Genomic DNA, 13,337 nt, shown 5'->3' on the forward strand with positions numbered 1-13,337 from the left:
AGGGACTCGCTCGACTTGCATGTATTAGGCACGCCGCCAGCGTTCGTCCTGAGCCAGGATCAAACTCTCCAATAAAGGTAGAAAGAAATTGATCAAGGTTCAAAACCATGTTTGCTTGGCTGTTTAAAACGCTTCGCTGTTCAGTTTTCAAAGAACATTTTCGATAAGGTTGTCATCGCGTTCCGGCGCTGACCTTTAGTAATATAACATGTTTGAAAGAAGAAAATCAAGAGGAAATTTCTAAGAAATTATCTTTTTTCATCCTACCTTAAAAAAGCAGCTCTCTGCAAAAGAGGCAAAATCTTGATCCATCGAATCCGGAGCAAAAAAAGAGAGAGACAGAGGTAACTCTGTCTCTCGCGGGCGCAACCCGTTCTTACATCATGCCCATGCCGCCCATGTCTGGCATTGCAGGAGTTTTGTTTTCTTCCGGCTTATCAGCAACAACCGCTTCAGTAGTGAGGAACATTGCCGCTACGGATGCAGCGTTGGACAGTGCGGAACGAGTAACTTTCGCAGCGTCTACGATACCTGCTTCGAGCATGTTTACCCACTCTTCAGTAGCAGCGTTGAAGCCGACGCCAACTGGTTCCTTCTTCAGGCGCTCTACGATTACGGAGCCTTCCAGACCAGCGTTTGCGGCAATTTGGCGAACCGGTTCTTCCAGTGCGCGGAGAACGATTTGCACACCTACTTTTTCGTCGCCTTCCGCTTTTACTTTTTCAACCGCTTTCATCGCGTTAATCAGAGTAGTACCACCGCCAGGAACAATACCCTCTTCTACCGCAGCGCGAGTGGAGTTGAGAGCGTCCTCGATGCGGAGCTTCTTCTCTTTCAGCTCGGTTTCAGTAGCGGCGCCAACCTTGATAACCGCTACGCCGCCGGCCAGTTTAGCCAGACGCTCTTGCAGTTTTTCACGATCGAAGTCGGAAGTAGTGTCTTCGATTTGTTGACGAATTTGAGCAACACGCGCATCGATAGCCGCTTTGTCGCCGGCACCTTCAACGATGGTAGTGTTTTCTTTGGTAACAACGACTTTACCTGCACGGCCGAGTTGTTGCAGTTTGGTGGATTTCAGTTCGAGACCCAGTTCTTCTGTAATCACTTCGCCGCCAGTCAGAACAGCGATGTCTTGCAGCATAGCTTTGCGGCGGTCGCCGAAGCCAGGAGCTTTAACAGCTACTGCAGTGAAGGTACCGCGCAGTTTGTTCACTACCAGAGTAGCCAGCGCTTCGCCTTCCACGTCTTCTGCGATGATCAGAAGCGGTTTGCCGCTTTGTACCACTTGTTCGAGAACAGGCAGTACTTCCTGGATGTTGGAGATTTTCTTGTCAGTGATCAGGATGTAAGGGTTGTTCAGAACCGCTTCCATCTTGTCAGTGTCAGTGATCATGTACGGAGAAGCGTAGCCGCGGTCGAATTGCATACCTTCTACAACTTCCAGTTCCGTTACGAAACCTTTGGACTCTTCAACAGTGATGACACCGTCTTTGCCCACTTTTTCCATCGCTTCTGCGATCAGTTCGCCAACTTCACTGTTGTCAGCGGAAATGGAAGCAACTTGTGCGATTGCGGATTTGTTTTCAATCGGCTTCGCGATGGATTTGATTTCTTCCACAGCAGCGCGAACTGCTTTTTCCATACCGCGGCGGATAACCATCGGGTTAGCGCCTGCAGTAACGTTTTTCAGACCTTCGCGAATCATCGCATAAGCGAGAACGGTAGCAGTAGTGGTACCGTCACCCGCGATGTCGTTTGTTTTGGTCGCAACTTCTTTAACCAGCTGAGCACCCATGTTTTCGTATGCGTCTTCCAGCTCGATTTCTTTCGCAATGGTTACGCCGTCGTTGGTGATGAGCGGAGAACCAAATTTTTTCTCCAGAACGACGTTGCGGCCTTTCGGACCAAGAGTTACTTTCACGGCGTTAGCCAGAGCTTCTACACCGCGAAGCATCGAGCGGCGAGCATCTTCAGAAAACTTGATTTGTTTTGCCATGTGAAACTCAACCTCCTACAATATGTGTTTTCCGTTCGTTCGTTATGTGAAAGATTTTTAGCCGATGATCGCGAGGATGTCGGATTCGCGAAGCACAAGGTATTCTTTGTTGTCCACTTTCACTTCGGTACCAGCGTATTTGGAGAAAATGACTTTGTCGCCTTCTTTTACTTCCAAAGCGATACGCTCACCGTTGTCAGCGACGCGACCGGATCCGACTGCGATTACGCGGCCTTCTTGTGGCTTTTCCTTAGCGGTGTCTGGAAGAACAATACCGCTAGCGGTTGTTTCTTCTTTCGAGATTGGTTCGATTACCACACGGTCACCCAATGGCTTTAACACAAAAAACACCCTCCTCAGAAAATGTAGGTTACTTTTGTTGTTAGCACTCGATCAAGAGGAGTGCTAACACCCAATTCCTATAATAATGAAACACCATCTACTTTGCAAGTATTTTTCCCTCACTTTTTTCCATATCTGAACTTCCCTCTACTCTTTTAAAAAGAGGTTCTATGAAACTCTCAGTCCCATATAGATAGAGTAAAGACAGACATCGTACACCAAGGAGGGAAGTCTATGCGCAAGTGGTTGTGGATCGGAGCACTCGCACTGTCATGTGTGGGAATTGGGCAAATGATGGCTGCAGGCACTTCATCTCAGGTTCGCGTCAACCTGTCCCCCGCCTCTATTTATGTCGACGGTGAAAAGATTCGTCCCAGCGATCGCGAAGGCTATTTCCTGAACGGAAAGAAATACGTACCCGCAACGTTGGAGTATGACGGCACGGTATTCGTCCCGTTAAACCTGATCAGCGAACAACTGGACAAGCCTGCCGGCTGGGATGAGCGTACCCGTACCGTCTGGTTGGGAAAAGACCCCCGTCTGCCTCAACTGCCGGAAATTTCGCCAAAGGCGACCGCGACAGCAGGGAAATCCGCACCGCCATCGGTTGAAATCCAACAGGAGCAAAGCTTGTTCGGGCTCAAATTGGGAATGTCGGAACAGCAGGTTGTTGCCGCTCTTGGGCAGCCGGTGCGTAAAGAACCAAGCGCACTCGGCTATCAATGGTGGGTGTACAGTCAGAATCCGGCCCGTTATGTACAGGTAGGCGTGCTGGACGGTAAAGTGGTCGACATTTACTCCAACGCTCCCCAGGCCAAGCTGGACGGCGTTGGCATCGGCACCGGCCTGCAATCGCTGACACGCAAGCACGAGTTGAAAAACGTCGTTTCCTTCGCCTATCAACATGCCCAGATTCAAATCACCAACCAGGCGAAAGATCGGCCTCTGGTCCTCTCTGACGGCACCCCGGTCATTTTCTACATTGACAAGCACAACCAAAACAAAGTGACTGCCATTCGCGCAATCGACAAACTGCTTCTGCTGCGGGGAGGATATTACGAAACCAAGTGGACCTATACGGGCCAGGCTCCCAACTTTGACCCGCCGGCGCTTACCGTCAAGCAGCGTGAACTGGTAAATGCCGCCTACGAACGACAAATCCTCGATCTGGTCAATGTCATCCGCTACCGCTACAGGATTCCGCAGCTGACCTGGAACAATCAGGCGGCCCAAGTGGCTAGGGGACACAGCCAGGACATGGAAACCCACGACTTTTTCGATCACGTGTCGGCGACAACAGGACTCGATCCGTTCGAGCGGCTCAAGCAGGCAGGTGTTCAGTACAGGATGGCGGGTGAAAATATCGCAGCCGGTTATCCTGATGCCATCGAGGCATACGAAAGTTGGATGAACAGCCCTGGTCACCGCAAGAACATCCTGGAAAAAGGGTTCACGCAGCTTGGCGTCGGTGTCTCTGCCGATTACTATACGCAAACATTTGTTTCAACGAAATGAAACCAATCGCCCAGCATTTTCTTTTAGAAAGCTGGGCTTTTTCCGATTAGAGTTGAACCAGCTTTTTCAATGTGGACACCTCTTTGGAAAACTCCACGACCAAGGTTTCGTACTCCTGCGTATGAAGTATCATCCAAGGCTTTCTCTCTCCCTTTTTCGGCATGATGACGAAGATCTCGCTGATCTTCTCTTCAATCCTGGCCTGACGATTGACGAGCGGCTGCGGCGGAACCAACGGGATCTTGACGATCAACGCATGTGCAAGCGACGGGTTCAGTTCCAGCACCCTTCCGCTGACACTGGTTAACAATTCCTTGGCCGCTTCCTGAAATTCTCTCGTATTGTCAAACGTCTGCACGACCCGCTCCTTGTCCGTATCGAACAACTCGACCGGTTCAGCCGCAACAGTCTCTCCCGTGGAAAAAAGCAACGCCAGACAAAGCATCAGCCACACCTTTGACACCCCCCAACACATTCCTTCGTTAGTATGACCCGATGTACGAAAAAATCTCCTGCCTTTTCATCAGACAGGAGATTTTTCATCATCGTATTCGTTTTGCCACTCCTCGTCTTCCCTCAGCTGCTTTCGGTAGACGATCCGGGAGAGCCAGATGCTCAGTTCATATAGCAATAACAGCGGAATGGTCACCAGAATGTCGCTGATGATCTCCGGCGGCGTCAGTGTTACGGCCACTACCGCCAGGCCGAAGTAGGCGAATCGCCGCATTTTGGCCAGCCGCATCGGGTTGAGGATCCTAAGACGCGTGAGAAACATCACGACAATCGGCAGCTCAAACAGCACTCCAAACGGAACGACCATGTTAAACAGAAACCCGAAGTACTCCGCGATGCCGTAATTGGGGTCGGCGCCGATACTGGCCGTCATCCCCGCCATAAACTGCATGATCATCGGAAAGACGATAAAATACCCAAATAAGATGCCGGCAATAAATAAAAAGAAAGCAGCCGGGATAAAATACAGGGTGCCGCGACGCTCGTTCTCCCTCAAACCCGGCGCGACAAACCGCCACGTATGAAACAGGGCGACAGGCAAGGTTACCACCACACCCAGCAAAAAAGCGAACTGCATGTAAACGCGCAGCGCATCGGAAGGATGCAGGGATATCAGCGGAACCCCTTCGGCAATCGGTTTTTGCTTCAGGTACTCGATCATGGGGCCGGCAAAAAACAGCCCGGCTGTTAAAGCGACTATAAATACGGCCAACACCCAGATAATCCGCTTCCGCAGTTCAGTCAGGTGCTCGACCACCGTCATCTCGCGCTGGTCCGTCATCTCAATTCACCCTCACATTACGCTCTGGGTTGTTCCTTTTCTGCCTGTATGGACTGTTGCCGCTCCTTCTCCAGCTTTTCGCGGATCTCCTGTTCCAGGCGTTCCCGTTCCATGCGCTCACGTACTTCCCGCTCGATTTTTTCGCGGTCAAAGGCGTCCTTCTCCGTGATAACCTCTACCTTTTTCGGCTGTTCCTTTGCCTTTTCGTCATCCTCGTCGTCATCCTTGGTAAGGCCGCGCGTGGCGTTCTTAAACTCTTTCAGCGTGTGTCCCACCGCTCTGCCCAGCTCCGGCAGTTTTTTCGGTCCAAACAGCACCAAGGCCAGCACCAGGATCAATATCAAACCGGGAATCCCAATTGTACTCATCCACGTTCACTCCTTTTATTCTGAAGAATGATTACCCCTAACACTTGCGCAAGCCGCCGTAGCCCAACCGGGTCATGTCTGTTTCAACGATCCGCTCCCCGGCCAGAATGCGCGGCAAAAATACGTCAAAGGATGTAAACGGCTCGTGCATCACGGCTCCGGGCAGACCGAGAACCGGCGTGTCCCCCGCGTACGCCACCATCAGCATGGAACCGGGCAGCATCGGCGTTCCGTAGCGCACTACCTCCGCTCCTGCTCCTGCAATCGCACCCGGCGTGCGGTCGTCAGGATCAACAGACATGCCGCCCGTCACCAGAACCAGATCAACCCCCTGCTGCAGGAAGCGCTTGATTTCGTTCTCGATCAGCTGCTTGTCGTCAGGGGCAAATCGTTGATCCACTACGGTCGAGCCGAGCGCCTCCACCTTTGCCCGAATCACCGGACCGAATTTGTCCGCGATCCGGCCGGAAAATACTTCCCCGCCCGTGGTCACCAGCCCCACCTTTTTCGGGAGAAACGGTTTCACCTGCACGATCGGCTCTGGGAAGCTCTTGGCCAACTTCTCCAAATGGATCATTCGCTCTTCTTCCATAATCAACGGAATAATTCTAGTCGCGGCCACGGTATGACCGGGCTGCACCACCTGATCCGTGTAGATCGTGGCGAGGGCGATGGCTTCCAGTTCATTGATGGCATGCACAGCCTGCTCATTCACCTTGGCCAAGCCTAGTTGTTCCGCTTTTAGCGAAACCTTTCCCTCATACGGCTCTGTCAGGGTCAAGCCCGGACCCGCAACGGCCTGGGCGATGCGCACACCTGCCTCATCCTCGTGAATGTATCCTTTAGGCATGTCCAACACGTAAATGTGTTCCTTGCCGATGGAAAGCAGCGGTTCGATGTCGGCTTCCGTAATAACATGCCCCTTTTTGAACAGACGTCCTTTAAACTCGCCCGGCAAAATTTGCGTCATGTCGTGAGGAAGGACCAGCCCCACCGCTTCCCGAACCGGCACTTCCTTCAGCTTTGGCTTTTCTACCAACCCAATCCTCCCCAATCCTCGTTGGCCTGCCCTGTTCCTTGCAGGATGTGCAGGGCATCCGAAAGCATATCGCCGATGGCGTTAAAGCAGATTTCCACCCCTTTGGGATTCCCCGGAAGGTTGATAATCAGCGAATTTCCCCTTGTACCGGCAACCGCCCGTGTCAGCATGGCGCGGCGGGATTGCTGCAAACCGGCGCGACGCATTTCCTCGGCCAGTCCGGGTACCGGTCGGTCGATCACCCAGGCGGTCACCTCGGGAGTGACATCCCGGGGGCTGAGTCCTGTACCACCTGCGACAATCAACAAATCGCACTTTTCACGATCCACCAATTCGATCATGTTCTCTTTCAGATCTTCCATGTCGTCGGTTACGGCACGATAGATCGCGACCTCCGTATGGAGCCACTCTTCAGTCAACTGACGAATAATGGGAATGCGATCGTCTTCACGCATCCCATTGGCGATGGAATCACTTGCGGAAATAACGCCCACTTTCCAGTTTGTCATACCCTATCCTCCATTGTCTCATCTTAGTATTGTACACTCTTTTCTTTCCGCTGTTTATAGGTATGTGGGAATTGACTCAATCCTGACACAAAAGCGGCAGCTCTTGCCGAACATCAACAGGTCTGCTCTGCCTGCCTGACGCCGGCTTCCGTGGCGATGTAATCCATGCGAAAGTCATGCGGCTCCATCGGGATGTGCTCCTCCAGCTGGCACGAAAACGCACAGCCGATCAAGAGCGGCTTTTTTGACAGCAGAGACAAAAAGCGGTCGTAGTAGCCGGCTCCGTATCCCAATCGCCCTCCCCTACGATCAAACGCAACCCCCGGCACGATGACAGCCTCCAGCCGAGCAAGGTCAGCCTGTTCCGCGATGCTCGGATCCGGTTCGAAAATGCCGTACGCCCCCTGTCTGAGAACGTCCGGCCCGGTGTAGCGATAGGGAATCATTCTTCGCTCCGAAGGGACGGTGAGCGGCAGCCACACCTCCTGTCCCCTTTTAGAGGCCGCTTCAAGAAACGGACGAATGTCAATTTCCTCGCGAAACGGGTAAAAAGCCAGCACAGCCCGGCTCTTTGCCAGGGGTTCAAAGGCAAGCAAGTGTTTGGCAGCCTGACAGGAATAGATTGCCCGAACTTCCTGCGACAGAGCCGCTCGTACCCCTAGTTTTTTCCTGCGGAGCAGCTGTTTGCCCGTGTGTGTTTCCATTGGTTGCATCCTCTCCCTTTTTCTTTCGGGGTGGGTGACACTTGTTCCTGTCAGAGGTCTGGGCTACACTGTAATAGAATGTAAAAGTTCATTTGAAGGTGAACGCCCATGATTTTACTGCAAGCTGAACATATACACAAAACATACGGGATCGACATTATTTTACAAGACATCTCCCTGCAAATACAAACCGGTGAGCGCGTCGGACTGGTCGGTGTAAACGGAGCCGGCAAATCGACTTTGATGAAAATTCTCGCCGGACAGTTAAGCTATGACAGCGGCGTGATCCGCATTCCGAAAGAGGTAACGCTGGGCTATCTCGCCCAAAACGGGGGTCTGGAATCGGAGCGGAGCATCTGGGACGAGATGCTTTCCGTTTTTGCCCATTTGCAAGAGGAAGAAAGGGAGCTGCGCAAGCTGGAGACGCTGATGGGCGACCCGGCTGTCCTCAACGACGAAAAGCGGTACCAGCAGATCCTGGAAGACTACTCCCGCCGTTCTGAAGCGTTCAAGGAACGCGGCGGTTACAGCTACGAGGCGAATATCCGCGGCGTTTTGCACGGGCTTCGCTTTGCCGACATGGACTACCAGACGCCGATCAAAAACCTGAGCGGCGGACAAAAAACGAGGCTGGCCCTGGCCAAACTGCTTTTGCAGGCGCCTTCCATCCTGCTTTTGGACGAGCCGACCAACTATCTGGACATCGAAACGCTCACGTGGCTGGAAACCTATCTGCAAAACTACCCGGGCGCCATCCTCGTCGTTTCCCACGACCGCTACTTTCTGGACAAGCTGGTGACGGTCGTCTATGAAATTGAGCGTACGCGCGCTACCCGTTATGTGGGCAATTACAGCCAGTTTCTCGACCAAAAGGCGGCAAAGCTGGAGAACGAGATGAAGCGGTTCGAGAAACAGCAGGAGGAAATCGCCAAGCTGGAAGATTTCATCGCCCGCAACATCGCCCGCGCTTCCACGACGAAGCGGGCCCAGAGCCGGCGCAAGACTTTGGAAAAGATCGATCGCCTGGAAAAACCGATCCTTAAGAACAAGTCGGCCCATTTCTCGTTTGACATCGACAAAATGAGCGGAAACATCGTGCTGAAGGTGAACAACCTGAGCGTCGGCTACCCGGATGCCGTACTCTCCCGCCATCTTACGTTCGAAATCGAGCGGGAAGAACGGGTCGCTCTCGTCGGACCGAATGGAGTCGGCAAATCGACGCTCTTAAAAACCATCGTGGAACAGCTTCCTGCCCTATCCGGCACTGTACAATTGGGCAGCAACGTAACGATTGGCTATTACGATCAGGAACATCGCAACCTGAATGAGAGCAACACGGTTCTGGGCGAGATCTGGAACGAATACCCCAACATGCAGGAAAAAGAGGTTCGCACGCTGCTCGGCAACTTCCTGTTCAGCGGTGACGACGTGCAGAAGCGCATCTCCGATCTCTCCGGGGGGGAGCGCGCCCGCGTATCCCTGGCGAAACTGATGCTGAAGCAGGCCAACTTCCTGATCTTCGACGAGCCCACCAACCATCTTGATCTATACAGCAAGGAGGTGCTGGAGAACGCCCTGCACGACTACCCGGGAACCATCCTGTTCGTCTCCCACGACCGCTACTTCCTCAACAAGGTGGCGACCCGCGTGCTGGAGCTCTCCCCCGACGGCGTCACCAACTACCTGGGCAACTACGACTATTACGTGGAAAAGAAACAGGAGCTGGCGGAACTGGCCGCCGAACAGGCTGCCCTGACGGCAACAAAACAGGCCGGCACGACTGCAGTCGTCCAGCCTGAAAAATCTTCGTACGAACTGGGGAAAGAGGCGAAGCGGCAGGAGCGCCAGCGTCTTCGCCGCCTGGAAGAGATCGAAGAGACGATCAAACGACGCGAGGAAGAGATCGCCACATGGGAGGAAGAGTTGTGTCTCCCGGAAGTGTACAGCGATCATCTTCAGGTAAAGGAGCGAAACGATCTGATCCGGCAGGCGCGAGAGGAACTGGAGAAGCTGTACGACGAGTGGAGCGTTCTCTCCGAGGCTTAAGTGGAGTACCGCTGATCTTCTTTTTCTCCGAGTGCGGTATAGAGCGCAGGGACAACGAGGTAAATGATTGCCGTAGCCGCGGTCACGATGCCGGAGTCATTCAGGGCGAGACCTGCGACAGAACCGGCAATCACACCGAGAAAGCCTTTTGCCAGGTACGGGTAATGTGCGGCCAGATGCTGCAGGTAGCGATCGGAACGCAGACTCAACAGACTCAGGACGACCAGCGAGATGGCAAATACCTTGCTCCAGGCGGACACGCGAATCAGCTTCAAATTCATTTCCAGCTTCCGCTCGACGATATGGGTCACCTCCATCCAGTTGCCGCTGACGATCTCCTGTGCGACCCGCCCTACGTGGGTCAGCGGTTGCCCGGAAACGAGACTGCTGACAATCAGAATGACGATACCGCCGCAAAGGCCACCTGCGAGAAGCAGGAGGCCTTTTTTGCCTGCCTGCCAGCCCTGTAGACGAGCCAGCGCCACGGAAAAGCCAGCCAGACCTGCAAGGAAGCCTCCGGCATTGGTGCCCAGTGCGGGAGCAGCCATGTAATACAGCACCGTGACAAAAACGAGCACGGAAATGCTCGCGGTCACCATCCTGCGCTCGAATGACGGATCCTGTCTTCGACTGCTCCACTCGTACAGGGCCGAGACAAACAGGATGACAGAACCGATCAAAACCCCCTCATACTCGTTGCCCAAGCCGTAGAAGCGCGCCCCGACGACCGGATCGTACCCGAGGTAGGAGCGGCGCATCGCGGTGGCGCCTGTAAAACCGTCCAGCAGCAACCCGCCTGCGGTTGCCCCTGCCATCACCATGAGCAAAAGCGGCAGCGGACGTCCTTCTGCCAGCATCGCCCCGCCCAACGCCATCAGGATCAAAGCGCCGAGAACGACCGGCGGAGCTGCCATCCAACCGAACCATGCCTCGAGCAAAAACAGAGCGGGAAAGCAGAGCATGGATAGAAGCGCCAGACGGACGCCTCGCCGAGCGCGGGCGATGTGTTCTCCGCTTTTCCCTTTCCCCCACAGCCACAACAGTGATGCTGCTACCAGAACGACGATCTGCAGCATGACGTAGGTGTACAACACGGAGGGGCGATTTCGATACAGATGGTCAATCTGCCAGACATCAGCCACCAGGTCATCCGCCGTTTTCCCCGTTTCCGAACGCATCACGTGACCGACCAGATCGGAAGGAAGCGGAACCGACAGCCAGGACAAAATGGTGGGAAGGACGTCCAGTCCGCTAACCAGTCCCGTCTGCCGGGTGGTGGCCGAGACGAGATGGCCGCTGCTTTCTCCGCGCCAGAGCAGGATTGGCGCCAGCAGCGACTTCTCCTGCTGGGCCCGCTGATTGACCGCCGGAGAGAGAAGCAACACCATCTGTCCTGGTTTTCTTTTTTCGAGAACCTGGCCGATGAATCCATCCAGGTCTGCGAGTACTCGCTCGTATTGGAGCTCAAACCGGGCCGGTTCCATGTAGTCGGACAGCTGGTACAGCCTTGCCAGATCGGACAGCTGCACCGTTATCAAACCCGACGTGCGATCATGGCGCAATTGCTCCTCCAGATAGGCGTAATCCGTACGGACACCGTAGGGATAAGCGGGACTCACCATCAGAGTCCGGGCGGACAGGTCCCCGTGTGGCACCGTTCCTCGTTCGTTCATCGAGAACAGCACGCCATGTCGCTGCTTTACGTCATCGAAGTCGCCGTTTCCATAGCTGGCCACAGGTATGCCGTTCATCGCCAGCGTCTCACCCAAAAGCCCAATTCGGGCGGTGTAAGGTTTGTCCACATTTTCCGCGTGCAGGCGGAATATACCCGGAAAAACGATTCGGGAACGCGCCACGTCGTCTGTTTGTGACACACGGAGCTGTGCCGCCCGCTCTCCGGCTGTCTCGACGGACGACAGGTGTTCCTCGGGATGGTAAGCCGTCCCGCTTCGTTCCGTATACAATGCCTGTCCTCCGGTCCCAAGCAGCAAATACCCGTTAGCAGATGTACGGGGCCCGGGAGTTCGCGCGGTCAGAGCGCCGATCTGGCCGTTTTTCAACCATTTATCCACATGTGGATAGGTTTTCAGTTTGACAAAATCACGGAATGACAGGCCTTCGATAAAAATAACGATGGCCTGCCTCTTTCCCGTTTCCGTTTCCGCTTGCGCATGCCCATACCCCGCCAAGCTGATCCACAACAAACAGACGACCAGAACACGTAACACTCCGGTGATCAAGCGACGTCTCCCTCCTGTTGATAACGCGAGATGTCTTATCCACATCTTCCACAGATATGTCCACAGTGAAATGTTGATTTTCTCAGCGTTCTTTCATGTTATCACCAGTATTCACAGGAGTATCCGCCAGCAACCCTGTTCAATTATCCATAGCTTGTGGGTAAGGTGGGAAAAGCCATCGCTGTGTCACGTCTTCTCCGCTTTTCCGCTGCGGATCAGCCACAGGTGCTGAAGATATTCAGCGATCCCTATTAGAATCGCAGCAAAAACTGCCCCCAGCATGGTGACAACCGCTCCGGGGAGCAGAAAACCGCTCGCATACACGATTGCCGCGGCTGCCAATAAATCAAGCAGGGTAGTAAACCAGAGTGTTCCTCTCCTGAGAAGCATCACTTCCAGGACGTGACCGGCAACGGCCAGCACAACACCCACAGAAATGGCCTGGTACAGGTTCGGGTAGTACAGTTCCGTAAACAAGGCATCAGCAAGTATGACAACCAGAGGACCAACAAACAATTTCAGCAGCAGGCCTGTCAATAGCAATCCCCCCTTTTTCCTTCCTACTCATTCTTTCCCTGCTGACTGCAGCCGATACGAAAACAACCTCTTCCGCGCAGTTTGAGCGCGAAAGAGGTCGAATGTGTTCAAGACAGCGGCAGCCCGGGAACTCCATTCAGATCCAGGTCGGCAAATTGCCCTTTTTGGTACTGAATGTAGCCTGCCGCGGCGATCATCGCCGCGTTGTCCGTACATAGCGAAAGGGGGGGAATGACCAGCGGAATGCCCTCCGCCTCGCAGCGGCTGGCGAGCCTCTCCCGCAGCCCTCGGTTGGCGGCTACCCCGCCAGCCAGAAGCACCTGCTTGACGCCAAATTCCTTCACGGCGCGAAGTGTTTTTTCCACCAGCACTTCGGTGACGGAATCCTGAAAACTGGCAGCAAGGTCAGCCGGATTGACGGTCTCTCCCCGTTGGGAGGCATTGTGCAGCGTATTCAAAACGGCTGACTTGAGTCCGCTGAAGCTGAAATCATACGAGTCCGGCTCCAGCCAGGCGCGTGGCAGGGGCACGGTCGGCTGCCCTTCGTGAGCCAGCCGGTCGATATGCGGCCCGCCCGGATAGGGCAGATTAAGCGCCCGCGCCACTTTGTCATACGCTTCGCCGGCAGCGTCATCCCGGGTTTCGCCGAGAATTTCGTAATGGCCATGCCCTTTCATCAACACCAGTTCGGTATGCCCGCCCGAGACCACCAGCGCAACCAGCGGAAACGTCATTTCCTTGACCAGC

General features: G+C 54.2%; 13 protein-coding genes and 1 rRNA gene. 2 read left to right on the forward strand and 12 right to left on the reverse strand.

All coding sequences use genetic code 11. From position 1 onward, the window contains the following. From ACE99V_RS17455 to groES, 3 genes are all read right to left on the reverse strand, one after another. Positions 1-75 (reverse strand): 16S ribosomal RNA (locus ACE99V_RS17455); the annotation flags it as partial. A gap of 301 nt (positions 76-376) precedes the next feature. Further along, positions 377-1,996 carry a chaperonin GroEL gene (gene groL, locus ACE99V_RS17460; RefSeq protein WP_400492518.1) on the reverse strand — a complete coding sequence of 540 codons (1,620 nt, stop codon included), beginning with the start codon at positions 1,994-1,996 and terminating at the stop codon, positions 377-379. Between the two features lie 57 nt (positions 1,997-2,053). Continuing rightward, on the reverse strand, positions 2,054-2,338 hold the full coding sequence (groES, locus tag ACE99V_RS17465; RefSeq protein WP_171566206.1) for a co-chaperone GroES: 285 nt from the start codon (positions 2,336-2,338) through the stop codon (positions 2,054-2,056). Between the two features lie 234 nt (positions 2,339-2,572). Here groES and ACE99V_RS17470 point away from each other — a divergent pair, with 234 nt between their 5' ends. Beyond that, a complete protein-coding gene (locus ACE99V_RS17470) occupies positions 2,573-3,853 on the forward strand; it encodes a CAP-associated domain-containing protein (protein WP_400492519.1) in 1,281 nt (426 codons plus the stop codon). Between the two features lie 46 nt (positions 3,854-3,899). Here the strand turns inward: ACE99V_RS17470 and ACE99V_RS17475 are convergent, their stop codons facing one another. The 6 genes from ACE99V_RS17475 to ACE99V_RS17500 form a co-directional block, all read right to left on the reverse strand. Further along, positions 3,900-4,298, reverse strand: a complete 399-nt coding sequence (locus ACE99V_RS17475; protein ID WP_400492545.1) for a hypothetical protein — start codon at positions 4,296-4,298, stop codon at positions 3,900-3,902. Between the two features lie 78 nt (positions 4,299-4,376). Further along, positions 4,377-5,147: a twin-arginine translocase subunit TatC gene (gene tatC / locus ACE99V_RS17480; protein ID WP_400492520.1), complete on the reverse strand. Its 771-nt coding sequence runs from the start codon at positions 5,145-5,147 to the stop codon at positions 4,377-4,379. A 17-nt stretch (positions 5,148-5,164) separates the two neighbouring features. Continuing rightward, positions 5,165-5,515, reverse strand: coding sequence for a twin-arginine translocase TatA/TatE family subunit (gene tatA, locus ACE99V_RS17485; RefSeq protein ID WP_400492521.1), 351 nt, complete (start codon positions 5,513-5,515; stop codon positions 5,165-5,167). Positions 5,516-5,552: 37 nt separating this feature from the next. Then, positions 5,553-6,554, reverse strand: a complete 1,002-nt coding sequence (locus tag ACE99V_RS17490; protein WP_400492522.1) for a molybdopterin-binding protein — start codon at positions 6,552-6,554, stop codon at positions 5,553-5,555. Continuing rightward, complete coding sequence (locus tag ACE99V_RS17495) at positions 6,548-7,063, reverse strand: MogA/MoaB family molybdenum cofactor biosynthesis protein (RefSeq protein WP_400492523.1); 516 nt, start codon at positions 7,061-7,063, stop codon at positions 6,548-6,550. The genes ACE99V_RS17490 and ACE99V_RS17495 overlap by 7 nt, the downstream gene beginning before the upstream one ends. A gap of 113 nt (positions 7,064-7,176) precedes the next feature. Next, positions 7,177-7,767: a 5-formyltetrahydrofolate cyclo-ligase gene (locus ACE99V_RS17500; protein ID WP_400492524.1), complete on the reverse strand. Its 591-nt coding sequence runs from the start codon at positions 7,765-7,767 to the stop codon at positions 7,177-7,179. A 108-nt stretch (positions 7,768-7,875) separates the two neighbouring features. Here ACE99V_RS17500 and ACE99V_RS17505 point away from each other — a divergent pair, with 108 nt between their 5' ends. After that, positions 7,876-9,813: an ABC-F family ATP-binding cassette domain-containing protein gene (locus tag ACE99V_RS17505; RefSeq protein WP_400492525.1), complete on the forward strand. Its 1,938-nt coding sequence runs from the start codon at positions 7,876-7,878 to the stop codon at positions 9,811-9,813. Here the strand turns inward: ACE99V_RS17505 and ACE99V_RS17510 are convergent. The 3 genes from ACE99V_RS17510 to ACE99V_RS17520 form a co-directional block, all read right to left on the reverse strand. Further along, positions 9,810-12,053, reverse strand: a complete 2,244-nt coding sequence (locus tag ACE99V_RS17510) for a hypothetical protein (RefSeq protein ID WP_400492526.1) — start codon at positions 12,051-12,053, stop codon at positions 9,810-9,812. The two genes, ACE99V_RS17505 and ACE99V_RS17510, sit on opposite strands and share 4 nt — an antisense overlap. 186 nt (positions 12,054-12,239) lie before the next feature. After that, complete coding sequence (locus ACE99V_RS17515) at positions 12,240-12,590, reverse strand: hypothetical protein (RefSeq protein WP_400492527.1); 351 nt, start codon at positions 12,588-12,590, stop codon at positions 12,240-12,242. 107 nt (positions 12,591-12,697) lie between these two features. Next, on the reverse strand, positions 12,698-13,337 hold a 640-nt coding region (locus ACE99V_RS17520), incomplete at its 5' end, for a tRNA (adenosine(37)-N6)-threonylcarbamoyltransferase complex transferase subunit TsaD (RefSeq protein WP_400492528.1).

The organism is Brevibacillus soli (assembly GCF_044759095.2).
GTDB lineage: Bacteria > Bacillota > Bacilli > Brevibacillales > Brevibacillaceae > JBIYSM02.